At 72.1% G+C, this 26,873-nt stretch carries 25 protein-coding genes; 14 read left to right on the plus strand and 11 right to left on the minus strand.

Annotation, left to right across the window (positions count from 1 at the left end; translation table 11 throughout):
• The first annotated feature begins 19 nt into the window (after positions 1 to 19).
• From ACFXJ8_RS37595 to ACFXJ8_RS37605, 3 genes are read left to right on the plus strand one after another with little or no spacing between them, the layout of a single operon-like run.
• On the plus strand, positions 20 to 574 hold the full coding sequence (locus ACFXJ8_RS37595) for an RNA polymerase sigma factor (RefSeq protein ID WP_379649298.1): 555 nt from the start codon (positions 20 to 22) through the stop codon (positions 572 to 574).
• Positions 571 to 1,017, plus strand: a complete 447-nt coding sequence (locus tag ACFXJ8_RS37600) for a hypothetical protein (RefSeq protein WP_379649300.1) — start codon at positions 571 to 573, stop codon at positions 1,015 to 1,017. Before ACFXJ8_RS37595 ends, ACFXJ8_RS37600 begins: the two co-directional genes overlap by 4 nt.
• Positions 1,014 to 3,647: a CHAT domain-containing protein gene (locus ACFXJ8_RS37605; protein ID WP_379649302.1), complete on the plus strand. Its 2,634-nt coding sequence runs from the start codon at positions 1,014 to 1,016 to the stop codon at positions 3,645 to 3,647. Before ACFXJ8_RS37600 ends, ACFXJ8_RS37605 begins: the two co-directional genes overlap by 4 nt.
• 54 nt (positions 3,648 to 3,701) lie before the next feature.
• Here ACFXJ8_RS37605 and ACFXJ8_RS37610 read toward each other — a convergent pair whose 3' ends face one another.
• The 4 genes from ACFXJ8_RS37610 to ACFXJ8_RS37625 all read right to left on the minus strand — a co-directional run bounded on the left by ACFXJ8_RS37610 (position 3,702) and on the right by ACFXJ8_RS37625 (position 9,508).
• A complete protein-coding gene (locus ACFXJ8_RS37610) occupies positions 3,702 to 4,508 on the minus strand; it encodes a sulfurtransferase (protein ID WP_379649304.1) in 807 nt (268 codons plus the stop codon).
• The gene (locus ACFXJ8_RS37615) at positions 4,505 to 5,668 is read right to left on the minus strand and encodes an alkaline phosphatase family protein (protein WP_379649306.1); all 1,164 of its coding nucleotides are present in this window, start codon (positions 5,666 to 5,668) and stop codon (positions 4,505 to 4,507) included. The genes ACFXJ8_RS37610 and ACFXJ8_RS37615 overlap by 4 nt, the downstream gene beginning before the upstream one ends.
• Before the next feature lie 309 nt (positions 5,669 to 5,977).
• Positions 5,978 to 6,568 (minus strand): DUF5998 family protein, encoded by a 591-nt coding sequence (locus tag ACFXJ8_RS37620; protein WP_379649308.1) that lies wholly within the window; start codon positions 6,566 to 6,568, stop codon positions 5,978 to 5,980.
• Positions 6,569 to 6,712: 144 nt separating this feature from the next.
• Positions 6,713 to 9,508 carry a GNAT family N-acetyltransferase gene (locus ACFXJ8_RS37625; RefSeq protein WP_379649310.1) on the minus strand — a complete coding sequence of 932 codons (2,796 nt, stop codon included), beginning with the start codon at positions 9,506 to 9,508 and terminating at the stop codon, positions 6,713 to 6,715.
• 158 nt (positions 9,509 to 9,666) lie between these two features.
• Here ACFXJ8_RS37625 and ACFXJ8_RS37630 point away from each other — a divergent pair, with 158 nt between their 5' ends.
• The 3 genes from ACFXJ8_RS37630 to ACFXJ8_RS37640 are packed head-to-tail and all read left to right on the plus strand — an operon-like array spanning position 9,667 to position 11,362.
• Entirely contained in the window at positions 9,667 to 10,560 is an 894-nt protein-coding gene (locus ACFXJ8_RS37630; RefSeq protein WP_379649312.1) for a carbohydrate kinase family protein, read from the plus strand.
• Between the two features lie 56 nt (positions 10,561 to 10,616).
• Positions 10,617 to 10,868 carry a hypothetical protein gene (locus tag ACFXJ8_RS37635; protein WP_379649314.1) on the plus strand — a complete coding sequence of 84 codons (252 nt, stop codon included), beginning with the start codon at positions 10,617 to 10,619 and terminating at the stop codon, positions 10,866 to 10,868.
• Positions 10,826 to 11,362, plus strand: a complete 537-nt coding sequence (locus tag ACFXJ8_RS37640) for a hypothetical protein (protein WP_379649316.1) — start codon at positions 10,826 to 10,828, stop codon at positions 11,360 to 11,362. Before ACFXJ8_RS37635 ends, ACFXJ8_RS37640 begins: the two co-directional genes overlap by 43 nt.
• Before the next feature lie 10 nt (positions 11,363 to 11,372).
• On the opposite strand, the gene ACFXJ8_RS37645 is transcribed toward ACFXJ8_RS37640, so the two are convergent.
• Complete coding sequence (locus ACFXJ8_RS37645) at positions 11,373 to 13,457, minus strand: RecQ family ATP-dependent DNA helicase (protein ID WP_379649318.1); 2,085 nt, start codon at positions 13,455 to 13,457, stop codon at positions 11,373 to 11,375.
• A 126-nt stretch (positions 13,458 to 13,583) separates the two neighbouring features.
• Positions 13,584 to 14,408 carry a TauD/TfdA dioxygenase family protein gene (locus tag ACFXJ8_RS37650; protein ID WP_379649320.1) on the minus strand — a complete coding sequence of 275 codons (825 nt, stop codon included), beginning with the start codon at positions 14,406 to 14,408 and terminating at the stop codon, positions 13,584 to 13,586.
• Positions 14,409 to 14,525: 117 nt separating this feature from the next.
• Here ACFXJ8_RS37650 and ACFXJ8_RS37655 point away from each other — a divergent pair, with 117 nt between their 5' ends.
• Genes ACFXJ8_RS37655 through ACFXJ8_RS37665 form a run of 3 tightly spaced genes read left to right on the plus strand, consistent with a single transcriptional unit; the run spans position 14,526 to position 18,982 of the window.
• Positions 14,526 to 15,863 (plus strand): alpha/beta fold hydrolase, encoded by a 1,338-nt coding sequence (locus ACFXJ8_RS37655; protein ID WP_379649322.1) that lies wholly within the window; start codon positions 14,526 to 14,528, stop codon positions 15,861 to 15,863.
• A 10-nt stretch (positions 15,864 to 15,873) separates the two neighbouring features.
• A complete protein-coding gene (locus ACFXJ8_RS37660) occupies positions 15,874 to 16,449 on the plus strand; it encodes a GNAT family N-acetyltransferase (RefSeq protein ID WP_379649324.1) in 576 nt (191 codons plus the stop codon).
• Between the two features lie 58 nt (positions 16,450 to 16,507).
• Positions 16,508 to 18,982, plus strand: a complete 2,475-nt coding sequence (locus ACFXJ8_RS37665) for a DNA topoisomerase (ATP-hydrolyzing) subunit A (protein WP_379649326.1) — start codon at positions 16,508 to 16,510, stop codon at positions 18,980 to 18,982.
• 142 nt (positions 18,983 to 19,124) lie between these two features.
• On the opposite strand, the gene ACFXJ8_RS37670 is transcribed toward ACFXJ8_RS37665, so the two are convergent.
• Together ACFXJ8_RS37670 and ACFXJ8_RS37675 are read right to left on the minus strand one after the other, a co-directional pair.
• Positions 19,125 to 20,318: a globin domain-containing protein gene (locus ACFXJ8_RS37670; protein WP_379649328.1), complete on the minus strand. Its 1,194-nt coding sequence runs from the start codon at positions 20,316 to 20,318 to the stop codon at positions 19,125 to 19,127.
• Between the two features lie 139 nt (positions 20,319 to 20,457).
• Positions 20,458 to 20,919: an RrF2 family transcriptional regulator gene (locus ACFXJ8_RS37675; RefSeq protein ID WP_379649330.1), complete on the minus strand. Its 462-nt coding sequence runs from the start codon at positions 20,917 to 20,919 to the stop codon at positions 20,458 to 20,460.
• Between the two features lie 191 nt (positions 20,920 to 21,110).
• On the opposite strand from ACFXJ8_RS37675, the gene ACFXJ8_RS37680 reads away from it, so the two are divergent.
• Entirely contained in the window at positions 21,111 to 21,548 is a 438-nt protein-coding gene (locus ACFXJ8_RS37680; protein WP_379649332.1) for a hypothetical protein, read from the plus strand.
• Between the two features lie 65 nt (positions 21,549 to 21,613).
• Here ACFXJ8_RS37680 and ACFXJ8_RS37685 read toward each other — a convergent pair whose 3' ends face one another.
• The 3 genes from ACFXJ8_RS37685 to ACFXJ8_RS37695 form a co-directional block, all read right to left on the minus strand.
• Entirely contained in the window at positions 21,614 to 22,264 is a 651-nt protein-coding gene (locus tag ACFXJ8_RS37685; protein ID WP_379649334.1) for a CBS domain-containing protein, read from the minus strand.
• A gap of 220 nt (positions 22,265 to 22,484) precedes the next feature.
• A complete protein-coding gene (locus ACFXJ8_RS37690) occupies positions 22,485 to 22,865 on the minus strand; it encodes a VOC family protein (RefSeq protein ID WP_379649336.1) in 381 nt (126 codons plus the stop codon).
• A gap of 171 nt (positions 22,866 to 23,036) precedes the next feature.
• Positions 23,037 to 23,348 carry a hypothetical protein gene (locus tag ACFXJ8_RS37695; protein ID WP_379649338.1) on the minus strand — a complete coding sequence of 104 codons (312 nt, stop codon included), beginning with the start codon at positions 23,346 to 23,348 and terminating at the stop codon, positions 23,037 to 23,039.
• Positions 23,349 to 23,484: 136 nt separating this feature from the next.
• Between ACFXJ8_RS37695 and ACFXJ8_RS37700 the strand changes: the two genes are divergently transcribed.
• The 4 genes from ACFXJ8_RS37700 to ACFXJ8_RS37715 are packed head-to-tail and all read left to right on the plus strand — an operon-like array spanning position 23,485 to position 26,785.
• Complete coding sequence (locus tag ACFXJ8_RS37700) at positions 23,485 to 23,982, plus strand: beta-class carbonic anhydrase (protein WP_379649340.1); 498 nt, start codon at positions 23,485 to 23,487, stop codon at positions 23,980 to 23,982.
• 27 nt (positions 23,983 to 24,009) lie between these two features.
• Entirely contained in the window at positions 24,010 to 24,900 is an 891-nt protein-coding gene (locus ACFXJ8_RS37705; protein ID WP_379649342.1) for an ATP-binding cassette domain-containing protein, read from the plus strand.
• Positions 24,897 to 26,489 carry an ABC transporter permease gene (locus tag ACFXJ8_RS37710; RefSeq protein WP_379649344.1) on the plus strand — a complete coding sequence of 531 codons (1,593 nt, stop codon included), beginning with the start codon at positions 24,897 to 24,899 and terminating at the stop codon, positions 26,487 to 26,489. Before ACFXJ8_RS37705 ends, ACFXJ8_RS37710 begins: the two co-directional genes overlap by 4 nt.
• An 11-nt stretch (positions 26,490 to 26,500) precedes the next feature.
• Positions 26,501 to 26,785: a putative quinol monooxygenase gene (locus tag ACFXJ8_RS37715; protein ID WP_379649346.1), complete on the plus strand. Its 285-nt coding sequence runs from the start codon at positions 26,501 to 26,503 to the stop codon at positions 26,783 to 26,785.
• Positions 26,786 to 26,873: the final 88 nt, after the last annotated feature.

The following is a 26,873-nucleotide window of genomic DNA, read 5'->3' on the forward strand; positions in this document are numbered from 1 at the left end:
CTCACTACGAGGAGGTAATGTGAGCGATCCCCGTCTCCCAGAGGAGCTGCTGAAAGCGGCTGCCGACGGCGACCACTCCGCATGGGCCGGCCTCGAGGACAGGTTCGGGCAGCGGATGTGGTCGGTCGCTCGCGCGTGTGGGTTGAACGAAGCCGACACCGCCGACGCCGTGCAGGGCGCATGGTTGCGGCTTCTTGAGCACCTTCACTCGATCAGGGACCCTGCGAGCGTCGGCGCCTGGCTGGCCACGGCCGCCAGGCGTGAGGCGCTCCAGATCAGGAGAAGAGGGAAGGGGAATCACCCTCATCTCTGCCTTCCCGAAGGCGGTCCCATCGATCCCGACCCGGCGTCGGCCGTCCTCGAGGCCGACGCGGGACGTCTGCTCTGGCAGGCGGTGGCTGATCTGCACGAGCCATGCAGGACCCTGCTCCGCCTGATGGTCACCGTTCCCGAGGTGGGAACGCACCAGATGGCGGTCCGGCTGGGCGTGCCGGTCGGCAGCGTGGGCCCAACGCGCCTGCGCTGCCTGCAGAAGTTGCGCACCCGAATCTCACTAGAGGAAGCGGTGCCATGAGTGGCGACGAGTATCTCCTGGCCGCGCTCCGCATCGCCGCGGGGCACGACCAGATTCCCGCCCACGTCTCGGCCGCCGCCCGTGACGCGTACTCCCTCCGGCTGGCCCAGGTGGTCACCGCCGGTCCCGTGGAGAGCGCGGCCACGAGGGGCACTCGTGACGCGGACGGGCAGCGCATGGTCAGGTTCGCCACGGCGGACCTTTCCTTCGATCTGGAGGTGACCATCGGAGATGGTCTCATCGATGTGGCAGGGCGGGTGTCCCCTCATCCTGGTGACGGGGCCACGATAGACATCCGCACCCCACATCTCACCGTCTCTCGCGACCTGCGGGAGACCGGCCAGTTCGCGGCGACAGGGCTGCCGCCGGGCTGGTTCAGCGTGGTCTGCCACCGGCCGGGGCTCACCCCTGTGGCCACTGGTTGGGTGCGGATCCGCCTGTGACGACAAGGCTGGTCGCGATGGCGGAGGACGCGGTCCTCCAGTCCGGTATCGACCCTGCGCGAGCGCTTGCCAACGCTCGCGCCATTCACGCCGCCGCCAAGGGGATGGGCGCCGTCGAACCAGCCGTCGTCGCTCTACGCGCCATGGCGCTGGCCTCCAGGGAACTGGGCGACCTGGAGGCCAGCGAACGACACCTTCGCCAGGCGATCGCCACGGGCGGCGCACCCGCCGATCGCCTGGCGCAGGCCAGATTGTCCCTGGTGACCGTCCGCACGCAGCGCGGTCACCCCTTACAGGCGCTGCGCATCGCCGCGATGGCCTGGGCCTACCTGTCCCCTCTCGACCGCGCCAAGCTCGACACGCAGCGGGCGGTGGCGCTGGCCCATCTGGGCCGCTACCAGGAGGCCGTGGCCTCCTGCGACCGCGCGGTCGCCGTGCTGGCCGAGGCGCCGGGCACCGTCGACGACCAGCGCTTCCTGGCCGGTGGGCTGCTCAACAGAGGTCTGGTGCACGCCTACCAGAGCCGGTGGCGGCAGGCCACCGCCGACATCGCCGCGTGCCTGCGGCTGGCCCAGAGTGCCGGGCTGGCCCACCTGGCCCGCCTCGCCGCCGCCAACCTGCCCTTTCTCGCGGTACGGCAGGGCGACGTGCCCGCGGCGTTCGCCCACTACCGGGCCTGCGAGGACACGCTGTTCGGCTTTCCCGAACGGCTGGCCACGATGCGCGCCGACTTCGCCGGGGCGTTGCTGGCCGCCCAGTTGCCCGGCGAGGCGAGGGCCATGCTCAGCCTCGCCGTACCCGAGCTCGAAGCGGCGGGCGCGCAGGCGGCGCTGGCCGATGCCAGGCTGTTGCTGGCCCAGGTGGAGCTGCTGACCGGCGATGCCCGCCAGGCGCTGGCCGTGGCCCGAAGGGCCGAGGCCGAGCTGTGCGCCCACGGCCGTGAGAGCGCCGCGCCGCTGGCGGCCGAGGTCGCCCTGCGCGCCAGGCTCGTGCTCGAACCGCCGTCGCCCGGCCTGCTGGCCGAGCTGCTGGCGTGCGCGCACGAGCTGGCCGCCTGCGCCTACCCGGCGGGCGCGGCCGCGCTGCGGCTGACGGCGGCGGAGCTGGCGCTGGCCGTCGGCGACACCGCGACGGCCACGGCCCAGCTCACCCTGCTCGACCCGCGCTCGGCCGCCGCGCCCGCGCGGGAGGCGCGCCGCCTGGCGCCCCTCCTCGACGCGCCCACGCTGGCCACGCGGCGGCTGACCAGGCTGGCCTCCGCGCAGCAGGCCGCGCACCTGGCCGATGACGACGACCACGACGAGGTGCCCTCCCTGGTGCGCTGGCACGCTGCGGCGCTGCTGGCCGGGGTCAGCGACGACCACGAGGGCGCGTTCGGCGCGGTGCTGCGGGGCCTGGCCGACCTGGGCGCCGACGCCGAACGGTTCGACGATCCCTCGCTGAGGGCGCACCGGGTGCGGGCTGGGCTGCGCCTGGCCTCGTACGGGCTGGGCCTGGCAATCTCGCGCGGCGGGCCTGAGACGGTGTTCGGGTGGGCCGAACGCTGGCGGGCCGTCTCCGGCGGGCGACCCTCCGCCCCCGCGCTCGCCGCCGTGATGGCGGCGCTGGGTGGGGCGGCGCTGGTGGAGTTCCTGTGCCACGACGACGCGCTGCTGGCCGTGGTGATCACCTCGTCGGGATGCGAGCTACGGCGGGTCGCCGACACCGCGAGCCTCGCCGAGGCGGTCATCAGGCTGCGGTACGGCCTGCGCCGCGCCAGCCTCGGCGACGGCGCGGGCGATCATCAGGATCTCGTCACGGCCGAGGCGTCCTCGCTGGAGCGCCTGCTGCTCGGGCCGGTCGCCGATCTGGTGGGCGATCGGCCGCTGGTGATCGTGCCCGCCGGGCCGTTGCACACGTTGCCGTGGTCGGTGCTGCCGCTCCTGCGCGCTCGCCCCGTGAGCGTCGCGCCGAGCGCTGCCGCCTGGCTGTCGGCCCGCGCCCGCCTGGCCGGACCGTTCGAGACCGACGCCTCATGCGGTGAGCCGCTCGGAGCTGCCGCCTACGCCCGACGCGGTGAGCCGCTCGTGGTGGCGGCGGCCGGGCCGGGGCTGGAACACGCCGAGGAGGAGGTGCGGCGGGTGCTGGCCGCCTACCGGCGCGCCGAGCGGGTGCCCGCCCGCACCGCCGCCGTGTCCGGCGCCCTCACCAGGGCGGACGTACTCCACCTGGCCGCCCACGGCACGTTCTGCTCCCACAGCCCGCTGCTGTCGAGCATCGAGCTGGAGGACGGGCCGCTGATGGCCTACGACCTGCTGCCCGTGTCCATGCCGCCGAGCCTGGTCGTCCTGTCAGCGTGCGACTCGGGGATGGCGCGGGTGCCCGCCGAGGGCGCGCCGCTCGGCCTGGCCGGCACGTTCCTCTCGCAGGGCGCCTCGTGCGTGGTCGCGGGGCTGATCCCGGTGCCCGACGAGGAGGCGCTGGCGGTGATGACGGTCTTCCACGAGCGGCTGGCCGCCGGTGGGGCTCCGGCCTCGGCGCTGGCGGAGGCCGCCGACGCGACGGGGGTGCTCGGGTTCACCTGTTTCGGCGCAGGCGAGCACCCCGTCGTCGCCCGAGAGGCACCCCCGGACTCCGCTCGTCTCCCTTGACGTCCTCCCCCGCCTGAAGGCGAGGGATTCCAACTCCCGACCTTGCGGTCCGGGTCAGCCGGTGGCGATGGGGCGGGCGGGGTCGCTGATCCAGTGGGACCACGAGCCGACGTAGAGCGCCGCGGGGACGCCCGCCAGCTCCAGCGCCAGCACCTCGTGCGCCGCGGTGACGCCCGACCCGCAGTAGGCGCCCACCTCGGCCCCCTCCACCGCGCCGAGGGCGGCGAAGCGGGCGCGCAGCGCGGCCGGGTCGAGGAAGCGGCCGTCGGGCCCGACGTTCTGGTCGGTGGGCGCGCTGACCGCGCCGGGGATGTGCCCCGCCACCGGGTCGATCGGCTCCACCTCGCCGCGGTAGCGTTCGGCCGCGCGGGCGTCCACCAGCACGCCGGTGCCCGCGAGCTCGGCCGCCTGCTCGGCGGTCAGCATGGGCATGCCGCCCGGCCTGGCCGTGAAGTCGCCCGTCACGCTCGGCTCGTCCTTGGAGACGGGCAGTCCCGCCTCGGTCCACGCGCGGAAGCCGCCGTCCAGCACCCTGACGTCTTCGTGCCCGAAGTAGCGCAGTGTCCACCAGGCCCTGGCCGCGGCCATGGAGTTGGCCTCGTCGTAGACGACCACGGGACGGGAGCCGCTGACGCCGAGCCTGCGCATCGCGGCGGTGAACGCCTCGGCCGACGGCAGCGGGTGACGTCCGCCGCCGTTGGCCGGCGCGGCCAGGTCGGCGTCGAGGTCGCAGAAGACGGCGCCGGGCACGTGGCCCTCGGCGTACGACTCGCGCCCCGGCGGGCCGCCCAGCCGGTAGCGCACGTCGAGCACGCTGGCTCCCTCCATCGCGGCCAGCTCCGCCGGGTTGATCAGGGTCATCGGGTGGATACCTCCAGTAGTGGGATGTGCTGCTCGGCGGCAGTGAGCGAGCCGTGGTAGCCGGTGAAGACCGCCTCGACCGGATGGGTCTCAGAGGCGAGGATGACACAGTCGGCGTACGGCACGGCGACGACGTCGCCGATTCTGCCCAGCCATTCGCTTCGCACACCCGGGCCGAACCAGCCGGACTCGACCGCCTCCTGCCTGGAGACGACCCACGCCTTGCTCTCCAGCAGTTCGCGCCACGTCTCCAGTACGGCGGGGGCGGCGCCCGGCTCGGTGTAGACGTGCCTGGCCCTGGCCTCCCCGCCGAACATCCGCACGCCCGCGCTGAGCTCGGGCGTGGCCTGGGCGTCGATCTTCTCCTCGGCGTTGACCATGCCGTGGTCGGCCGTGACGTACAGTGCAGAGCCGGACGGCAGCCCCTCGGCCAGCCGTTCCGCCATCCTGTCGACGATCTCCAACTGGTCGAGCCACTGCGGGGTGCCCCAGCCCACCAGGTGGCCCGTGGCGTCGAGGTCGCCGTAGTAGACGGTGACGTGGGCGCGTGGGGAAGCCTCCATGGCGCGCCGTACCCCGGCCACCCGCTCGTCCACGGTGTCGGCGGGCACGTAGCGGACGCCCCGGTAGACGGCGTCGGTCAGCCCCGTCCCCTCGAACGCGGCGGGCGCCACGTAGCTGGCCTCGATGCCGGCCCTGGCCGCGCGCTGGTAGACGGTCTCGGCCGGTTGCCAGCTCAGTGGGTCCATGGGCGGCATGCCCTTGGGCAGGCTCCAGCGCAGGCAGTTGAACAGGTGGTCGTGTCCAGGGACGGCCAGCGTCAGGCCCAGCATGCCGTGCTCGCCCGGCGGCAGGCCGGTGCCGAGCGTGCACAGGCTGGTCACCGTGGTGGCGGGGAAGCCGGCGGTGAGCGCCGCCCTGGCCCTGGTGGAGGCGAGGAAGGGGGCGCGGTCGGCGTGCGCGTCCAGGAGCCTGGCGCCGAGGCCGTCGACCACGAACACGCAGACCCTGTCGGCGGGCTCCAGCCCCAGCACGTTGGCCTCGGCCGGGGCCGCGCCGAGCGCGGCCAGCAGGGAGCCCGGCAGGTCGGCGAGGGAGGCGTCGCCGTAGGCGGGCACCAGGGGCGCGTGGTCGTACGGCGTGGCCCGGTTGTGGTCCATCAAGCACCTCGCTCGCCTCGCGTGGATGTCAGCAACCGTTCTAAGCGGCCGCCTCGCGGTAGGGGGCAGGCCACCACGTCAGGCTCCCACGGGTGGGAGCCCCCCGGTACCCCATGCCCCCTGGAACCAGGGCACGTCGCGCCGGTCCGACGGATCGCGAAGGACCGAGGAGCCGGAGTGGCGCGGGGAGCAGCCCCGACGCCCGTGGCGAAACTGCGGTAGGCCCAGCCCAGCCCAGCACGGAACGGCGCGGTGGTCCGGTGGAGCGTGCGGGGCAGGGGTCGGGGCTGGGGGGAGGGGCTGGGGTGGTCAGGTGGTGGCGCGGGCGGTGGCCTCGGACAGGGACTTGGCGAAGGCGAGCACGTGGCCCACCGCCTCGGGGCCGTCGGCGGCCTCGCTGACGCGCAGCGACAGGTCGTCGGCGGTGATCGCGCCGGTGTAGCCGTGGTCGGCCTCGCAGTTCTCGTCGCCGCAGGTGGCGGGTTCGAGGTCGACGTGGGAGATGGCGCCCCATCCGATGGTGAGCGTGACCTCGGTCGGGGGCACGCCGGGAACGTAGGACGCGGGGTCGGGCACGACCCTGGTCACCGCGACCGACTGGACGCGGGCCAGCCGTACCGCCTCGGTGGTGGTGGAGGCGTGCGAGGCCGAGACGCCCTCGGCGGGCGGGTGCTCGTCGGTGTGGCAGACCAGCAGCCGGGTGCCCGTCAGGACCAGGACCGTGACGTGCCTGCGCACCTCCATGGCCGGGTCGAACGTGGCCTCGTGGTGCACCACGTAGGCGGTCACCGCCTCCTTGCCCAGCGCGGATTCGACCGCATCGGTGACGAGGTCGGGATAGTAGCCGCTGCGCTCGATCGCTTCACGCAGGCCCGCGGCTGAGACTCGGGTTTCCCTCATGGCATCCATCCTGCCAGCCCTTGGGGCAGCGCTCACACTCGCAGCGACAAACCACGACATATCCGGATCATTGGCTATTAATAGAAATGGCGAATTATTGCGAGTATTCGCGATTGAAATGGCGGGGAAGAATTCCGCGACGGTTCAGGCCAGGCGGCGGGGGCCGCCGTCGCGCCGCGGGCCCTCAGGACTCCTGAGTACGGCACGCGCGCCCAGCACGAGCACCTCCGACTCCCCCACGAGCACCGGATCGAGGTCGAGCCTCGACACCTCCGGCAGGTCGTTGGCCAGCCGGCCCACCCTGACCAGCAGCTCCTCCAGCGCGCCGACCGCGACCGGTGGGTAACCGTACTCGCCGAACAGCAGCGGCGCGGCCCGTACCGAGCGCACCAGGCCCGCGGCGTCCTCGGCCGTCAGCGGGGCGAGGCGGAAGCCGCGGTCACGCAGCAGCCTGGCGGTCACCTCGCCGAGCCCGAAGGAGACGACGGGGCCGAAGGCGGGGTCCTCCAGCACGTTCACGACGGTCGGGACCGCCGGTTGCGGCGCCATCCGCTGCACGGCGAGGACCACGTCGGCGCCGAGCTGGCCCGCGAGGTCGGCGTAGGCGTGGCGGACGGCGGCGGCCGAGGTGAGCCCCAGCCGTACGGTGCCCGCGCGCTTGGCGGCCTCGGGGTCGGCGGCCTTGAGCACGACCGGCCACCCGAGGCGTTCGGCGGCGGCGACGGCCTCCTCGGGCGTGGCGACGACCTCGGCGGGCCAGACGGTGAGGCCGTAGCAGGCCAGCAGCTCCGTCGCGTCGATCTCGACAGGACCGACGCCGACACTGTCGACCGGCTCGGGAGCGACTGCAGGCTCCGAGACGGCGGGCCGGATGCTGCCGGCCTGGTCCGGGATGGCAGCCGGGCCGGTGCCCTCGGTCGCCTCCAGGGCGGGCGGGGGCGCGGCGGTGGCCTGGTCAGGGACGGCAGCGCGGGCGGCGGCTGCGAGGGTGGTCTCGACGATGGCGCGGGCGGCCTCGGTGTCGAGGTGGTCGAGCTCGGGCGGCGCCCCGTGGGGCTGCTTGCGCCAGAGCGCGTACCTGACGACGTGGGCCAGCGCCCGCACCGCCTCCTCGGGCGCCGCGTACGACGGCACCGAGCCGCGCTCGGGCAGCGCGTCAGGGTCGGTGCGCAGCTCGGGCGGCATCCCGAGCTGGCCCTCGAACGTCGCGAGCACGGGCTTGCCCGCCTCCCGTGACACCCGTACCAGCTCGGCCGCCACCGACCTGGCGTCGCCCGGGATGGGCGGCATGTAGATCACCACGGCCGCGTCGACGTCGGGATCGGCCAGGACGCCCGCCAGAGCCGTACCGAACTCGGCAGCCCCGGCTGTCGCGCCCAGGTTCACCGGCGGCCGGGGCTCCAGTTCGGCGCTGACGCAGGCGTCGACGGCCAGCAGGCCGAGCGCGTCGGAGTTGCTGACCAGGCCGACGCGCGGCCCTGCGGGCAGCGGCTGGCAGGCCAGGAGCTGGCCGACGTCGAACAGCTGGATGAGGTCGTCGACCCTGATCACGCCGGCCTGCTCGAACAGCGAGCTGAGCGCGCTGTCCTGCAGGCGCAGCGCGGAGGCGGAGTGGCCGATGGGCACACCCTGGGTGGTGCCGCCGCTCTTGACCACCACGATCGGCTTGCCACGCGAGATGCGCCTGGCCAGGCGGGTGAACTTGCGCGGGTTTCCGAGCGACTCCAGGTAGAGCAGGATGACCTCGGTCGCCTCGTCCTCCTCCCAGTACTGCAGCAGGTCGTTGCCCGACACGTCGGCCCTGTTGCCTGCGGAGACGAAGCTGGAGATGCCGATGCCGCGCTGGGCCACCCGTTGCAGCAGGGCGGTGCCGAGCGCGCCCGACTGGCTGAAGAAGCCGACCCTGCCCCTGCCGGGGACGGTGGCCGCGAGCGTGGCGTTCAGCCGTACGGAAGGATCGGTGTTGGCGATGCCGAGGCAGTTGGGCCCGACCACGCGCAGGCCGTACGCGCGGGCGATGCGGGCCAGCTCGTCCTGGCGCGCGCGCCCCTTCGACCCCGTCTCGCCGAACCCCGACGAGACCACGACCAGCCCGCGCACGCCCTTCTCCGCGCACTCCTTGACCACGTCGATCACGCTGTCGGCCGGTACGGCCAGCACCGCGAGATCGACCTCGCCGTCGATGTCCTTGACGCTCGGGTAGGCTCGCACGCCCGCCACCGCCCGCACCTCGCGGTGGACGGGGTAGACGGGCCCGGTGAAGTCGGCGGCCAGCAGGTTGCGCAGCACGGTCTGGCCGACGCCGCCGGGCTCGCGTGAGGCGCCGATGACCGCGACCGAGCCTGGCGTGAGCAGCCTGGCGATCGAGCGGGCCTCCGCACGGTGCTCGCGCGAGGCGGTCACCTCGGCCGAGGTCTCGGTGGGGGTCAGGTCGAGCGTCATGCGGACCACGCCGTCGGCGAAGCGGCTCTGCGCGGTGTAGCCGACCTGGCGCAGGACGCCCATCATCCGCATGTTGGCGGGCAGCACGTCGGCGATGAAGGTCTCGATGCCGCGCTCGCGGGCGGTGGCGGCCAGGTGCTCCAGCATGACGGAGGCCACGCCCCTGCCCTGGTGGGCGTCCTCGACGAGGAAGGCGACCTCGGCCTCGGCGGGATCGACCCTGTCGTAGCGGACGACGGCCACCATCTCGGTGCCGATGGTGGCGATGAGGGCGACCCTGTCGACGTAGTCGACGTTGGTGAAGAAGGCCACTTCCTTGTCGGACAGCCTGGGCCTGGGCCCGAAGTAGCGGAAGTAGATCGACTCGGCCGACAGCCTGGAGTAGAACGCGCGCAGCCGGTCGGCGTCGGCGGGCCTGATCGGGCGCACGTGCGCGGTGCCTCCGTCGGCCAGGACGACGTCCGCCTCCCAATGGGCCGGATATTGGGTTGCCTCCACAGTCCCGAGCGTAGACCCGCGCCCCACGTGCGGCGTCCGTTGGGCAACGCTTGTGCATCGACTATGGACGCGTGTCCGGTGTATGCCCCACGAGCAGGCCTGAAGCTGTTAAGTTTTTCGGCGTCAGGCGCGAAGGATTGCAGCAAGGCGGTGACATCATGACGCGGGTCGTGGTGGTGGGCGATCTCATGACCGATGCGGTCGCGCGCGCCCGCTACGCGCTGGCCAGGGCGAGCGACACTCCGGCGATCGTGACCATGCACGGTGGCGGTTCCGGAGCCAACATCGCCTCGTGGCTGGCCGTCGAAGGCGCGGAGGTCGCGTTCATCGGCCGCCGTGGCGCCGACATCACCGGACGTAACCGCGACATGGAGCTCATGGGCTACGGCGTCGACGCCAGGCTCGTGATGGATCCCGAGCGTCCGACGGGCACGTGCGTGGTGCTCGTCACGCACAAGGGCGAGCGGACCATGCTGTCCGACCCCGGCGCCAACGCCGCGCTGTCGCCCGAAGACCTGCCGCGCGACCTGTTCAACTCGGGCGGCCACCTCCACCTGTCCGGCTACACGCTGATCAACGAGGGCTCCCGAGAGGCGGGGCTGGCCGCGCTCGAGATGGCCCGCAGGTCCGGCATGTCGATCTCGGTCGACTGCTCCTCCTCCGCGCCGCTGGAGCGCACCGGCGCCGAGCCGTTCCTGGAGTGGACCAACGGCGCCAAGCTGCTGTTCGCCAACGCCGACCAGGCCAAGGTGCTGACCGGGCGGGACGACCCCGAGGCGGCCGTCAAGGTGCTCACGGCGTGGTTCCCGCAGGTCGTCATCAAGCTGAACGTCGAGGGCGCCCTCTGGTACACCAACGGCAGGCCCGAGCCCGTCAGGGTCGCCGCCGACCCGGTCGACAGGGTGGTCGACGGCACCGGCGCGGGCGACGCGTTCACCGCGGGGTTCCTGCCGGAGTGGCTGGCCGGCAAGCCGCCCGCCGAGGCGCTGACGGCGGGCTGCCGCCTGGCCGCCAAGGCGATCTCGCATCTCGGGGCTCGCCCCCGCCTCTAGCGCGCCCTATGGTGGAAACTCCCCGCTGTCGCGATCAGGGAGTGTGAAGAGCTCGCGTGCGTCCGTTACGGCCAGGCGACCCTCATGCGGTGGGCGCCTACCAGGTCACCGGCTTTCTCGGAGAGGGTGGTCAGGGCAGCGTCTACCGCGGCTTCGCGCCCTCGGGCGAACCGGTCGCGATCAAGATGCTGCACGCCAGGTTCGCCGACGACGTCTCGGCGGTGCGGCGCTTCAGGCGGGAGGCCGAGGCAGCGCGCAGGGTGGCGTGCGGCCACCGGACAGCTGCGGCAGGATCTCCTTCACCGTGATGACCAGGGACGGCCCGACAGACATCTCCGCGGGAAACGCGATCCGCGACAGTCTCGCGGCCGTGGGGATCGAGGTCACCGTGAAGAACGTCTCCCTGATGGAGGAGATCGACGAGCTCGGCAACCCCGCGGCGCTCACCAAGCAGAAGATCGGGCTGGTGATGCGGCGGTGGATGCCCGACTGGCCGGACCCCGACCCGATGCTGACGCCGCTGATCGACAGCAGGGAGATCATCGAGGACGGGTTCTCCCCCAACCTGGGAGTGCGCCTCGCGCAGGCCGACGAGCTCATCGACGCGGCGCGCAGCACGCTCGACCCGCAGGAGCGGACCCGGACGTGGCGGGAGGCGGAACAGCTGGTGCTGGAGCAGGGGTTGATGCTGCCGCTGCTGTGGTCCAAGGCAGGCTTGGTCCGGGGTGCCGGGGCGACGAACGTGCACGTCAGCAGCGCCTACCACCAGTACGACGTGACGACGATGGGCGTCACCCCCTGAGAGGCGCCGCTCAGGAGGTGGTGGCCAGGGCGAGGGGCAGGACGGCCGGCGCGCCCGCGTGCCGCACCAGGGCGGCGGCGAGCGTCATCGTCCACCCGGTGTCGACCCGGTCGTCGATCAGCAGGACGGGCCCGCCGCACTGCGCGATCGCCACCCCCAACTCCTTGGGCATGGCCAGCGTGCCCCTGATCGCCTGCACCCGCTTGGCGCTGTTGAACTGTCGGCCGGGCGACCCGGCCCGATAGCCCAGCTCGCCCAGGTAGGTCAGCCTGCCCACCTGCGCCAGCCGTTCGGCGAACCCTCTGACCAGCAACGGCCGCGCCTGCGACGGCACGTTGACCACCCCGACGGGCCGCTGCTTCCACTCCCACGCGGCCAGCACCTGGACGACCGCCTTGAACATGTCGTCGGCCATCGGCGCGTCGGGCGCGTTGAACAGCTCGCGCAGCCGGTTGCCCCAGCCGATGTCGGTCAGCCTGCCCAGCGCCCTGCCGGGCTCGGCGCCGAGCTCGGGCTTGATGCGCCCGGACAGGTCGGCCAGGCCCGTCGGCCACTGCCTGCGCGCCTCCACCTCGACGCCCGGCCTGGTGAGCGTCTGCCTGGCGTTCTCCACCGCCGCCGCCGCGATCTGCGGCGAACGGTGGCTGCCCGTGCAGTTGTCGCACCGCCCGCACGGGGCCGCCGCCTCGTCGTCGAGCCGCCTGCGCAGGTATTCCTCCCTGCACTCGGTCGTGGTGAGATAGCCGAGCATGGCCTCCTGCTCGGACCCGCGCTCGGCGGCGATGCGGGAGTAGCGCTCGCTGTCGTAGGCCCACTCCTCGCCGGTGGCCGTCCAGCCGCCCTTGACCCTGCGGGCCGCGCCGTCGACGTCAAGGACCTTGAGCATCATCTCCAGGCGGCTGCGGCTGAGGTCGACGACCGTTTCGAGGGCCTGGGTGGACATCACGCCGCCCTGCTCCAGCGCCTGGAGGGTGGCCCGCACGACCGGCTCGGGCGGGAAGGCGAGCGAGGTGAAGTACGCCCAGATGTCGCGGTCTTCGGTGCCCGGCAGCAGAATGACCTCGGCCCGCTCCACGCCGCGACCGGCGCGGCCGACCTGCTGGTAGTAGGCGACCGGCGACTGCGGCGCGCCGACGTGGATGACGAAGCCCAGGTCGGGCTTGTCGAAGCCCATCCCGAGCGCGCTGGTGGCCACCAGCGCCTTGATCTTGTTGTTGAGCAGGGCCTCTTCCGCGGCCAGCCGCTCGGCGGGGTCGGTCTGGCCGGAGTAGGCGGCCACCTCGTGACCCTGCTCGCGCAGGTAGCCGGCGATCTCGTGGGCGGCGGCGACCGTGAGGGTGTAGACGATGCCGGAGCCCGGCAGCTCGTGGAGGGTCTGGGCGAGCCAGGCCAGGCGCTGCTCGGCGGTGGCCAGCCGGACGACCGACAGGTGGAGGCTGTCGCGCTCCAGCGGCCCGCGCAGGACGAGGGTGTCGTCGCCGCCGAGCTGCTCGGCCACGTCGCGGGTGACGCGCGCGTTGGCGGTGGCGGTGGTGGCGAGCACGGGGATGCCGGGCGGCAGCTCCTCGAACAGGGTCGCCAGCCTGCGGTAGTCGGGACGGAAGTCGTGGCCCCAGTCGGAGATGCAGTGGGCCTCGTCGACGACCACGAGCCCGGCGCTCTCGGCCAGCTCGGGCAGCACGTTGTCGCGGAAGTCGGGGTTGTTGAGCCGCTCGGGGCTGACCAGCAGCACGTCGACCAGGCCCTCGGCGACGCGCCCGTAGATCTCCTCCCACGCCTCCGGATTGGCGGAGTTGATGGTGACGGCGCGGATGCCGGCGCGCTCGGCGGCGGCGATCTGGTTGCGCATCAGGGCCAGCAGCGGGGAGACGATGACGGTCGGGCCCTCTCCCAGCTCCCTCAGCAGCGCGGTGGCCACGAAGTAGACGGCCGACTTGCCCCAGCCGGTGCGCTGCACGACCAGCACCCTGCGCCGGTCGACGACGAGCGCCTCGATCGCCGACCACTGGTCGTCACGCAGCCGCGCGTGATCGCCCGCAAGAGCGCGGAGGTGGGCTTCGGCTTCTTCCCGCATCATCGCGACGGCTTCAGTCATGTGCTCTTTGTTACCAGGTCCCGCCGACGAATTCTGCCACGAGCGGTGTTATGCGGTGGGCCAGGCGCTCTCCGGGCGGTCTTCCGGGCCGCGCTCGGGACGCGCCCGCTCGCGGCCCGGCGGAGGTCAGGCGGGGTCGGCGTGCTCGGGGAAGGCGTTGACGGTGACGCGGTGCATGCGGCGCCGCTCGGTGTAGTCGGCGACGGCGTAGTGCTGGGTGGACCGGTTGTCCCAGAAGGCCAGCGTGCCGGGCCGCCACTTCAGCCGCACCTGGTACTCGGGCGAGCGGATGTGGTCGATCAGCAGGGGCAGCAGCGCCTCGTTCTCCCTGTCGGTGAGGCCGACCAGGCGGGTGGTGGACGAGCGGTTGACGAACAGCGCCTTGCGTCCCGTCTCGGCGTGGGTACGGACCACGGGCCGCACCAATGGCGGCCACTTGGCCTGGACCTCGGCCAGGTCGAAGGGGTGGCCCTTGGAGATGGCCTTCTTCATCGAGGCCGTGATGTCATGCACGGCCGTCAGCTCGTCGCACAGGCGTTGCAGCGGCGGCGAGAGGGTCTCGTAGGCGAGGTAGGTGTTGGCCCAGAGCGTGTCGCCGCCGACGCTCGGCAGCTGGACGCACCGCAGCAGCGAGCCCATCGGGGGGATCGGCTCGAAGGTGTTGTCGCTGTGCCACTCGTCGCCGCCCTCGCCCTTGGGGTCGGTCTGGTCGAGCACGTGGATGGGGCTGGCGCCGTCCTTCTTGAAGGCGGGGTGGTTGAGCGTGCCGAAGTTCAGCGCGAACTGCAGGTGCTGGTCGTCGTCGATGTGCTGGTCGCGGAAGAAGAGCACGAGGTGGTCGAGTAGGCCCTGTCTGAGGGTGGCGACCTCCTCAGGCGAGAGCGGTTTGCGCAGGTCGACGCCGGTGACCTCGGCGCCGATGTGCCTGGTCACCGGATGGAACTCGATCATGACGCCTCCAGGGGTCTCCTCTCCACGGAACGTACTTGCCAAGCAATTGCTTGGTCAAGTCGCAGATCAGACCGTGGTCTGATGTGCGCCGATCGGGAAGCCGGGAGCCTGGTCGGCATGATCACACACCTCGCGCTGACCCTCGCGCTGCTGGGCCCCACACCGTCGGCCCCACCTACCGCCGCGAAGAAGGTGGAGATCTCGGAGGTGAGCGTGCCCGTCGACTGGGACAAGCCCGGCGGGCGCATGATCACCCTCAGGGTCGGACGGCTGCCCGCCACGGGCCGGGCCGAAGGCTCGGTGCTGATCGCCTACGGCGGCCCCGGCGCGCCGGGCATCTTTCTCACCGAGAGCATGCCCCACATGTGGGCCAAGCTGCGCGAGCGCATGAACATCGTCACGTGGGACACCCGCGGCTACGGCAAGCAGGTCAACGGCACCAGCACCGCGCTGCCGTGCACGTGGACGCGGGTGCCGATCCCCGCCTTCCCCGAGGACGACGCCGACTTCGCCAGGCTCACCGACCTCAACCGGGGTCTGGCCGAGCCCTGCAGGAGCAGTGACCCCGAGCTGTTCGCCAACATGAGCTCGGCCGACCACGCCAGGGACATGGAGGCGATCAGGAAGGCCATCGGCGAGCCCAAGCTCACCTACTACGGCGCCTCCTACGCCGGGTTCTACGGCCAGGACTACGCCAGGCTCTTCCCCGGCAACGTGCGGGCCATGGTGCTGGACGGCACGTGGAGCCACAGCCATGCCGACTGGGGCAAGGAACTGGAGCACGCGGCCCGATTGAACGAGCAGGCCATGGGCCGCTTCTTCGCCTCGTGCGAGACGGAGGCCTGCCGTCCCTCCTTCTGGCGCAAGCTCGTCGCGAAGGCCGAGCGCTCCCCCGTTCCCGCCGGTCCCGGCCTCGCCTACGACGGCCGCGACCTGCAGGGGCTGGCCCTGCCCTTCCTCCGGCAGGGCCTGAAGGGCTGGAGCGCGCTGGCCGAGGCGATCGGCAGGGCCGCCCGCGGTGACGCCTCCGGCTTCGCCCCCGCCCGCGGCCTGCGCTTCCCCGACGCCGCCATCGGTGTCACCGAGTGCACGGACTGGCCGCGTTTCGCCGGCCGCAAGGAGATGACCGCGACGATGGCCCGCCTGAACAGGATCGCGCCGAACACGGGGACGGCGGGCACGATGGCGGCGGCGACGCTGAACTGCGTGGGCTGGCCGGCGGGAGTGACCAACCCGCCCGCCCCGCTGCCGAAGGGCCTGCCGCCGCTGGTCGGCGCGGGCGCCTGGGGCGAGTCGGACGCGGTGGCCAGGGTGCTGGCGCAGGTGCCGGGCAGCGGCCTGGTCAGGCACGAGGGGCCGGGCCACACCCTGTACGCCGCCAACGAGTGCGCCCGCGGGCACCTCAACCGCTACCTGACCGACCTGGTGGTCCCGGCACAGGGCACGACGTGCTGAAATAGCGGGCGTGGACGTCATCACCTCGTACCTGGAACAGCGCTCGCCCGACGCCCTGATCCCGGCCAAGCCGCCGCGGCTGCCGGTCGAGGTGGTGCGGGCGGAGGTGCCGTCCCCCGAGTTCAGCCGCTTCCTCTACACCGCCGTCGGCGGCGACTGGCAGTGGACGGGACGGCTCCCGTGGACCTACGACCGGTGGATGGAGTACCTGACCAGGCCCGGCGTGGAGACCTGGGTCGCCTGGCACAGGGGCACGCCCGCCGGTTACGTCGAGCTGGACCCGCAGCCGGGCGCGCAGGTGGAGATCGCCTACTTCGGGCTGCTGCCGTTCGCGATAGGCGGCGGCGTGGGCGGCCACCTGCTCTCGGTCGGTACGGCACGCGCGTGGGACCTGGCCTCGCGCTGGCCCGACCTGCCCCCGACCGAACGCGTGTGGCTGCACACCTGCTCGCTCGACGGGCCCGCCGCGATGGCGAACTACCTGGCGCGCGGCTTCCAGGTGTACGAGGAGCGGCTGAACGAGCCCGACGACATGGACGAGGGCCAGACCCCGGGACCATGGCCGGGGGCGCGCCGCCCGTCCTGACCACGCGAACGCGCGGCTGAGTCGCGGGCACCCAAGATTCTTCGGCACAATGTTCGACATGGCCCGACGGACGAGCACACCCCCTCCTGACGAGGACTTCGAGGAGCGGATCGTCGACATCGACGTTTCCGCCGAGATGCGCACGAGCTTCCTCGAGTACGCCTACTCGGTGATCTACCAGCGCGCCCTGCCCGATGCGCGCGACGGGCTCAAGCCCGTCCAGCGGCGCATCCTCTACTCGATGAGCGAGATGGGCCTGCGCCCCGACCGCGGGCACGTGAAGTCCTCGCGCGTCGTCGGCGACGTCATGGGCAAGCTCCATCCCCACGGCGACACCGCCATCTACGACGCGCTGGTGCGCTGCGCCCAGCCGTTCTCGATGCGCATCCCGCTGGTCGACGGCCACGGCAACTTCGGCTCTCCCGACGACCTGCCGGCCGCCATGCGGTACACCGAGGCCAGGCTCGCCCCCGCGGCGATGCTGATGGTGCAGTCGATCGACGAGGACACCGTCGACTTCAAGCCCAACTACGACGGCCAGGAGACCGAGCCGACGGTCCTGCCGTCGGCCTTCCCCAACCTGCTGGTCAACGGCACTACGGGCATCGCGGTCGGCATGGCGACCAACATGGCGCCGCACAACCTCGTCGAGGTCGTCGCGGCCGCCCGCCACCTGATCAAGAAGCCCGAGGCGACGCTCGACGAGCTGATGAAGTTCGTGCCGGGGCCCGACCTGCCGACGGGCGGCTCGATCATCGGGCTGCAGGGGGTGCGCGACGCCTACGAGAGCGGTCGCGGCACCTTCCGCATGCGGGCCAAGTGCGCGGTCGAGCAGATCACGCCGCGCCGCAAGGGCATCATCGTCACCGAGCTGCCGTTCAACGTCGGCCCCGAGCGGGTGATCGGCAAGATCAAGGAGCTGGTCAACGCCAAGAAGCTCCAGGGCATCGCCGACCTGAAGGACCTCACCGACCGGCACAAGGGCCTGCGCCTGGTCATCGAGATCAAGAACGGCTTCATCCCCGAGGCCGTGCTGGAGGAGCTCTACCGGCTCACGCCGATGGAGGAGAGCTTCGGCATCAACAACGTCGCGCTGGTCGACGGCGAGCCACGCACGCTGGGCCTGCGCGAGCTGCTGAAGGTCTATGTCGAGCACCGGCTCGAGGTCGTACGGCGCCGCTCCGAGCACCGCAGGCGCAAGCGCGAGGAGCGCCTGCACCTGGTCGACGGCCTGATCGTCGCGCTGCTCAACATCGACGAAGTCATCCAGGTCATCCGGTCGAGCGACGACTCCGCGCAGGCGCGCGCCCGCCTGATGGAGGTCTTCGACCTGTCGGAGATCCAGGCCGCCTACATCCTCGACACGCCGCTGCGCCGGCTGACCCGCTTCGACAAGCTGGAGCTCGACAGGGAGAAGGAGACGCTGTCGGAGGAGATCGCCGACCTGAGCGACATCCTGTCCTCCGACACGCGGCTGCGCCAGGTCGTCTCGAGTGAGCTGGCCGAGGTGGCCAAGAAGTACGGCACGCCGCGCCGTACGGTGCTGCTGGAGTCGTCGGGCGCGGCCCGCACGGCCGCGGTGACGCTGCAGGTCGCCGACGATCCCTGCCTGGTGCTGCTGTCGTCGACGGGGCTGCTGGCCCGCACCAGCGACGCCTCCCCGCTGGCGGGCGGCGCCGAGAGGTCGGCCCACGACGTGCTGGTCTCTGCGGTGCGCAGCACCGTCAGAGGCCAGGTGGGCGTGGTGACCTCCGGAGGGCGGATGATCAGGGTCAACGTGGTCGACCTGCCGACGCTGCCGCCGTCGGCCAATCCGCCTTCGCTGTCGGGGGGCCACCCGATCGCCGAGTACGTCTCGCTCAACCCCGACGAGGTCGTGGTCGGCCTGGGTTCGCTCGATCCCGACGGTCCCGGGCTCGCGCTGGGCACCGCGCAGGGCGTGGTGAAACGGGTCGTGCCCGACTATCCGGCCAACCGTGACGACTTCGAGGTCATCGGGTTGAAGGACGGCGACACGGTCGTCGGCGCGGTGGAGCTGGAGTCGGAGGAGCACGACCTGGTGTTCATCACCTCCGACGCGCAACTGCTGCGTTACCAGGCCTCGGTGGTGCGCCCGCAGGGCCGTCCGGCGGGTGGCATGGCAGGCATCAAGCTCGACGGCGCGGCCTCGGTCATCTGGTTCGGCGCGGTCGACCCGGCCCGGCCCTCGCAGGTGGTGACGATCGCCGGCTCGGCCACGGCGCTGCCCGGCACCCAGGTCGGCGGCGGCAAGGTGTCCGACTACGCGGAGTTCCCCCCGAAGGGCAGGGCGACGGGCGGCGTGCGGGCCCAGCGCTTCCTCAAGGGAGAAGACGTGCTGCTGCTGGCCTGGGCGGGGCCAGGACCGGCGAAGGCGGTCTCGGCGGTGGGCAAGCCGGTGCCGTTGCCCGAGGAGATCGGCAGGCGCGACGGGTCGGGGCTGCGCCTGACCCACACGATCGCCGCGATCGGCGGTGCGTTGCGATCGGCCGCCGAGGAACCCCCGTCCACCTGATCCACTCCCCTGGACCCCGCAATGCGAGCGGTGGTCCAGGGGCGTCTGGGACATGGGCCCTGGGATCGCGAGGTGGGCGCCTGAAGTGCGGCGATCCGGATGACACGCGGGTCGCCATGCCGTACCCGCTCCTTCGCCTCGCTCAGGCGTCGGCGCCCAGCCACAGGTCGGGGCCGAAGACCTCGTAGTGGATGTCGCGGGCGGCCACACCCGCCCGCAGGAGCTGGGCGCGCACGCCGCGCATGAACGGCAGCGGCCCGCACATGTAGGCCACGGCTCCCTCGGGGATCTCCACGCCCGTCAGGTCCATCTGGCCGGTGTGGGCGTCATCGGACGGTGCCTCCTCGTACCAGAGGATCCGCTCGGCGCCGGGCAGCGCGGCGATGAGCCGTTCGGTGTCCTCCCGCAGCGCGTGGTCGGCCGGGGACCGGTCGGCGTGCAGGAACAGGACGCGGCGGGTGGAGCCGATGGCGACGAGGTGCTCCAGCATCGCGGCGATCGGGGTGCAGCCGATGCCCGCCGAGGCGAGCACGAGCGGCGCGTCGCCGTCCTCCAGCGCCACGTCGCCGAAGGGCGCCGACAGGGTCAGCTCGTCGCCCACTGCGACGGTGGCGTGCAGCAGCGTGGACACCTCCCCGTCCGGGCCGTCGCCGCCGCGCACCCGCTTGACGGTGATCCGGCGCGTCCCGTCGCCGTTGCCGCCCGACAGCGAGTACTGGCGCAGCTGGTGCACGCCGTCGGGCATCCGCAGCCGGACGCTGACGTACTGGCCGGGACGGCCGGGCGGGACGGGGTCGTCGCCAAGCGGGCGCAGCAGGAAGGAGGCCACGTCGGGCGTCTCCTCGCGGCGTTCGACGACGCTCCAGCGCCGCCAGGTGTCGCCGTCGCGCGCGCCTGCCTCGGTGTAGATGCTCGCCTCCAGGGCGATCAGCGCGCCGGCCATCAGCCAGTAAACCTCGTCCCATGCCGCGGCGACCTGCGGGGTGACCGCCTCGCCTAGCACGTCGGCGATCGCGCCGAACAGGTACTTCTGCACGATGATGTAGTGCTCGGAGGTGACGCCGACCGCGGTGTGCTTGTGGGCGATGCGCGCGAGCATCCGGTCAGGGCGTTCGCCGGGCCGCTCGACCAGCGCGGCGGCGAACGCGGCGACGGCGCCGGCCAGTGCCCTGCGCTGTTCGCCGTTGGCCTGGTTGCCGCGGTTGAACATGCCGTCGAGCAGCTCCGGGCGCTCGGCGAACATCGTGTCGTAGAACCGCGCCGTGATGGCGTCGAGCGATGCGCCGACGACGGGCAGCGTGGCGCGGATGATCCCGGCGGATTCCGGGGACAGCATGGGGCCTCCTGGCACGACGATGGGACGAGATCCCCGCGAGGGATAAATTGGAATCTCAGATTCATATTAAGAGCCGTGCGGCGTGCTCCCACCTCCGGGGGCACGCCCAAGGGAGAGGCAGGCCCTCCGTCCGGCCGCGTCAGCGAACGGCTGGGCCGGGCAAGGAGCCGGGCAGGGAGAGGGAGAGCAGCATGGGCCCGGTCGGCGATTCCACCAGGGAGTCGACCGTGACGGCGTCGAGCGAGGCGAAGAACGCCTCCTGCGCCAGGCGCAGCGCCGCCCGCAGGCGACAGGCCGCCCGCAGCGGGCATGGCGGCTCGTCGTCGCAGCCCACCACGTCTCCCGCCCCTTCGAGCTCACGAACGATGCGGCCGACCGACGCCCGGTGCCCCGCCTCGGTGAGCCGCAGGCCGCCGCCGCGCCCTCTCCTCGTCTCCACCAGGCCCAGCTCGCCGAGGCGCGCGACCGCCTTGGCCGCATGGGTGTACGGCACGGCGAGCACCTGCGCGACCGAGCGCGTCGTGGGCGACTCGTCCTCGTCCGCCACGGCCAGCCGCATCACGATGCGGAGCGAGATGTCGGTGAAGGCGGTCAGGCGCATGTCTCCACGGTAGAGGCCCGTCGGGGATGCGGGAGAGCCCCAACGGGTGCGGCGGTACTGCGCGGTAGGGTCGGTGGCGTGTTCAACGGCACCGCCGCCGGTTTCGCCGAGCTGGTCTTCCCTGAGCCGGGTGGCCGCCCGGTGGCCGACCACCCGATCCGCCACTCCGAGCTGTTCAAGGTCGGCGCACCATGACCTGGTGGACGGTGGTGCGCTTCGCCCACGTGCTGTCGGCGGCGCTGTGGGTCGGCGGGCAGCTGACGGTGTCGCTGGTGGTGCTGCCCCTGGCCCGGCGGCTGCTGGACGACCAGCGGCGCGGCCAGGTGCTGACCGCGGTCGGGCGCCGCTTCGGGATGTTCACCGGTGCGGTGTTCCTGCCGGTGCAGCTCGCCACGGGGGTGGCGCTCGCCTGGCGTAAGGGGGTCACCTGGGCGTCGCTGGCCGAGCCGGGCTACGGACGGATCCTGGCGGCCAAGCTGGTGCTGTTCTGCGCGGTCATGGCCGCGGCCGCCCTGCACGGGTGGGCCGCCGGGGCCGGGCGCGCCGCCTTCGCTCGCGCCATGGCGGTGACATCGCTGGTGGGGTCGGTCGGCGTCGTCCTGCTGGCAACCGCGCTGCCCGCTACCTGAACCGTGACCGGCGTGGCGCTGGAGAACGCCCGGCAGTACGGCCCGCAGTCAGCCCGTCGCAGGGGCTACATCAGCGGCGGGACGACGAACAGGTCGTCCCTCAGGTAGGTCAGTTCGGAGACCACGTCCACGACGCCCTCCAACTGCCTGACCCGCTCCACGAGCGCGACGGCCTGCGAGGCGCGCTCGACGTGGCCGCTGATCGTGACGACGCCCCTGTCAGCGGTGATCGAGAAGCCGCCGCCGACCAGCTGCCTGACGTCGGCCTCCAGCTCGGCGGCCGGGCGGGTGAAGACCCGCAGGACGTCCGCCTCGTGCAGGGTGCCGATCATGCGGCCGGTGAGCGCGTCGATCACGGGCAGCTGCTTGATCCGGCTGTCGTGCATCGTGCGGGCGGCATCCTTGACGAAGGTGGCGGGCGTGACGGTGATCGCGGGTGAGGTCATGAGCTCGGCGGCCGTCCTGGCAGCCGCTTTCCTGTGCTCGGCGCGCTTCTTGCCGCTCTCGAAGACGGTGGCCGGGTGCGGTACCGGATCGATCTCCTTGAGGATCAGGTCATCCTCCGTGATCACCCCGACCGGGCGGCGGTCGGCGTCGATGACGGTGACCGCTCCCACCGCGTAGCGCCTCATCGCGGCCAGGATGTCGGCGAACGAGGCGTTCTCGAGCACGGCGATGGCCACCCTGCCCATGACGTCCTTCACTTGAACGGACATTGCTACCTCCTCAGATCCACTCCCAGCCTGCTCACCCGCCGACAGCGGGGGCAGCGGCGAACGTCCTGGCAGCACAGGTCTTAGGTCCCGACGCCCGGCGCACAGATCACCCCGCCGGGGAAAGGCCGTCACCGGCGGCTGGTGCGCGGCGACCGCTACACGCTGGAGTACGGCGGGCCTTGAGTCGGCTGTGCTCCCCGACGCGCAGGCAGTCCTTGAGTCAGCCGTCCTCGCCGACGCACAGGCAGAACGGGTGTCCGGCCGGGTCGAGGAAGACGCGGAAGGCGTCGTCCTCGCTCGGCTGGTACTCGTGCTTGGTCGCCCCCAGCGCGAGGACCTGCGCCTCGGCCTTGTCCATGTCGTCGACGGTGACGTCGAGGTGGAACTGCTGCGGCATCTCGGCGCTCGGCCAGTCCGGCGGCCGGTGGTCGTCGACCTGCTGGAAGGCGAGCCGGGGGAAGCGCCCTCCGTCGCTGACGACGACCCAGTCGCCGTCGTCGGAGGTGATCTCCCAGCCGATCAGCGCGGCGTAGAACCTGGCCAGGGCGTGGGGGTCGGCGCAGTCGATGACCGTCGAGCGCATCCGCGCGATACCTGCCATGACGCCTCCCTTCCCCCGGAGGGAGGGCGTCATGCGAGGCTCTCCCGGAGAGAGGCCATCGTGCGAGGCTCCCGCGGAGAGCGGCGAAGGGAAGGACCGGGGCTGAGGGCGTACGGCATGGGCGTGAAGGAGGGGTGCCCGTGCCGTACGGCGCACCCCTCAGCCCCGGTGTCAGGCGGACGCCGCGACGGCGGAAAGGGTCAGCAGCAGCTCGCGCGGCTCGCCACCCGCCCAGTCGCGGACGCAGCGAGCACCCTGCTCACCAGGAGAGAACTCGTCGAACCCCAACGGCCCGAAACATCCCGCCTGCTCCAGCGCCTCGACGAGCGGATCGTCGTCGGCCAGGCTCTCCACGTAGGCGGCGGCGTCGAGCAACGCGAGCGCGCACCGGGCGTTGCGCCCGTCGTCGGACACCTCCACCCGGTCCAACCGGCGGCGCCCCTGAGCGCGCAGGTATGCGGCCAGTGATTCGGTCCTACTCACGTCATCCTCTTTGATCAAACACGTTGGGCGAACACATCATCACGCAAAGTAATGCTGATCGTGGGCCGTTCGCAAAGTTCCCCGACAACCCGCCCCCCGAAATCTGCAGGAAACGGGCATGCGGAATCATCGAGGCATGACTGCGTTCGACGATCTGCTGGCCGCCAACGAGACGTACGCGCGGAGCTTCGCCTACTCCGGCCTCACCGGTAGGGCTGCGCGCGGCCTGGCCGTGGTGACGTGTATGGACTCCCGCATCGACCCGCTGGGACTGCTCGGCCTGCGCGCGGGTGACGCCAAGATCCTGCGCAACGCCGGAGCGAGGGTCACCGACGACGTCCTGCGCACGCTCGTGCTGGCCGTCTACCTGCTGGGCGTGGAGCGGGTGCTCGTCATGCCGCACACCGACTGCGGCATGGCGAAGGTCTCCGACGCCGACGTGCACGCGCTGACCCAGGAGCGCGGCGTGGACACCAGGAGCCTGGAGTTCCACACGGTGCCCGACCAGGACGCGGCGCTCCGGCACGACCTGACCCGGATCAGGACCAGCCCGTTCCTGCCCGCCGGACTGCCGCTCGCGGGCGCGATCTACGACGTCCACACCGGCAAGCTGATGCCCGTCGAACTCCCCTGACCACCCGGCCGCGGTTACCGTGCAAGCATGGACCCAGTCATCCTGGCGGAGGGCCTGACCAAGTCCTTCGGAAGGACGCGCGCGCTGAACGGGCTCGACCTGCGGATCATGGCGGGCGAGACGCACGGTTACCTCGGCCCCAACGGGGCGGGCAAGACCACCACACTGCGGATCCTGCTCGGGCTGCTGCGCGCCGACTCCGGCCGGGTCATGCTGCTGGGCGGCGACCCGTGGCGGGACGCGGTGGAGCTGCACCGGCGCCTGGTCTACGTGCCGGGTGACGTCACGCTCTGGCCGCACCTCACTGGCGGCGAGATCATCGACCTGCTCATGCGGCTGCGCGGCGACCGCGACACCCGGCGGCGCGACCAGCTCGTCGAACGCTTCGATCTCGACCCGAGCAAGAAGGCCGCCACCTACTCCAAGGGCAACAGGCAGAAGGTCTCGCTGGTGGCCGCCCTGGCCTCCGACGCCGAGCTGCTGCTCCTCGACGAGCCGACCTCCGGCCTGGATCCGCTCATGGAGGCCGAGTTCCGCCAGTGCGTGGCCGACAGGAAGCGGCAGGGTCACACGATCCTGCTGTCCAGCCACATCCTCGACGAGGTCGAGGCGCTGTGCGACAGGGTGAGCATCGTGCGCGGCGGCCGTGTCGTGGAGAGCGGCACGCTGGCCGAGCTGCGCCACCTGACCCGCTCGTTCGTCACCGCGGAGGTGAGCGCCGAGCCGTACCGGCTGGCGGGGTTGGACGGCGTGCACGACCTGCGGACCGACGGCCCGCGCATCCACTGCCAGGTCGACGGCGAGCACCTCGCAGAGGTGCTCGCCTACCTCACCGGCTTAGGCCTCACGACCATCACGGTGCGCGCGGCCACGCTCGAAGAGCTGTTCCTGCGTCACTACGAGCGAGCCTCTTCGTGACGCGCGCCGCCCTCCGTGGCACGGGCACGCTGGTCCGGTTCGTCGTTCGGCGTGACCGGCTCTACCTTCTCGGGTGGATCGTGCTGTTCGTCGGCATCCCGCTCTTCAACGCCGCCACGCTCGACGCCCTGCTGCCGACGCGGGAGGCGCGAGAGGTCTTCGCGCGAGGCAGCGAGGCCAACCCCATCACCAACGCCCTGCTCGGCCCCATCGTCGACGCCTCCCACCAGGGTCTGGTCGCCTGGCGGTCCAGCGCGCAGGGCGTGCTCGTGGCCGGGCTCGCCTCCGTCCTGCTGGTCATCCGCCACACCCGCGCCGAGGAAGAGGCGGGCCGTACCGAGCTCGTCAACGCCACAGCCGTCGGCCGTCAGGCGGGCCTCACCGCCGCGCTGACCGTCCTGTTCGCGACGAACCTCACCGCAGGGCTCCTGCTGTCCGTGCTGCTCCCCCTTGTCACCGGTTTCCCGTTCGCGGGCTCGCTCGCCTACGGCCTGGTGCTCGCCCTCACCGGCTGCCTGTACGGCACGGCCGCCGCCGTGGCCGCGCAGCTCGCCCAGACCACCGCCCTCGCCCGCGGCATCAGCCTCGGCGTGCTCGCCACCGGCTTCCTGCCCGGCGTCAGCGGCTCGGACGGCCTCGGCGCCTGGCTGTCGCCCATCGGCTGGACCAGGCTCACCCACCCCTACGCCGACGAACGATGGTGGGTCCTGCTCATTCCCCTCACTCTGGCCGCCCTGCTCGGCTGCGCCGCCTTTGCGCTGTCGGCCGGGCGCGACCTCGGCGCGGGACGGCTGTCCGGCCGCACCGGCACCGTGGGACCGCCCCGTGGCGCGCCCAGCCTGAGCAGCCCGATGGCGCTGACCCTGCGGTTGCACCGTGAGACGCTCACCGGCTGGGCCCTCGCCATCGCCATCGTCAGCGCCGCCATCGGATGGGTCAGCGCCACCTTCGACCGGCGTTTCGGCGAGCTCGGCTTCGTGCAGGCATGGCTGTCAGGCCTGCCCGACGGCACCGTCGGCGACGCCTTCCTGGCCATCTTCACCTTCGTCCTCATCCTGCTCGTGGGAGCCGTGACGGTCGCCATCACCCTGCGCCCACACGCCGAGGAGAGCCGTGGCCTGGCCGCCCCCCTGCTCGCCGCCCCCACGAGCCGCGCCCGCTGGCTTGGCGGCCATGCCCTCGTCGCGTTCGGCGGCCCCGCGCTGCTCCTCCTGCTGGCCGGGCTCGGCACCGGCCTGGCGTACGCCCTGGCAGCGGGCCGCGCCGACGCGCTGACCGAACAACTCGCCCGCTCGCTGCTCGGCCTGCCCGCGGTGTGGTCCATCGCAGGGCTCGCTGTCGCGCTGTACGGCCTGCTGCCCCGGATCGCGGTCCCGGCGAGCTGGGCGGCGCTGATCTGCCTGGTCGTCCTCGTCGCGGCGGGCGAGGCGGGGATCATCAGCCGGGACGCGTTCGCGTTCACGCCGTTCGGCTCCGTCCATCCGATGGTCGAGTTCAGCTGGACGGGGCCGATCACCTTCACCTTGCTGGCCGCGGGGTTTCTCGCGGTCGGGGTGTCCGCCTTCCGGCGCCGCGACCTGATGGCCTAACGTGTGGCGACATGATCATCATTTCCGGGAAGCTCTACGTCGACGCCGACGCACGCGATGCCTACCTGGCCGGTTGCCGGGAGGTCCTGGAGCAGGCCAGGGCCGCTCCCGGCTGTCTCGACTTCGCCCTGTCCGCCGACCTGCTCGAACCGGGCCGGATCAACGTGTACGAACGGTGGGAGAGCGACGAGGACCTGGAGCGCTTCCGCGGCGCGGGCCCTTCGGGCGACCAGAACGTCCAGATCCGCGACGCCGAGGTCAGCCGGTACCGGATCTCCGGAGTCGAACCCGCCTAGATGAATGAGTCCAAGGGGTCTGGTCAAGTTCAGTGGTCGTAGGGGATCAGAGACCGTTTGATCGGCTGGCCGGTCTTGTCGTTGTGCC

Source organism: Nonomuraea sp. NPDC059194, assembly GCF_042754765.1.
Taxonomy (GTDB): Bacteria; Actinomycetota; Actinomycetes; order Streptosporangiales; family Streptosporangiaceae; genus Nonomuraea.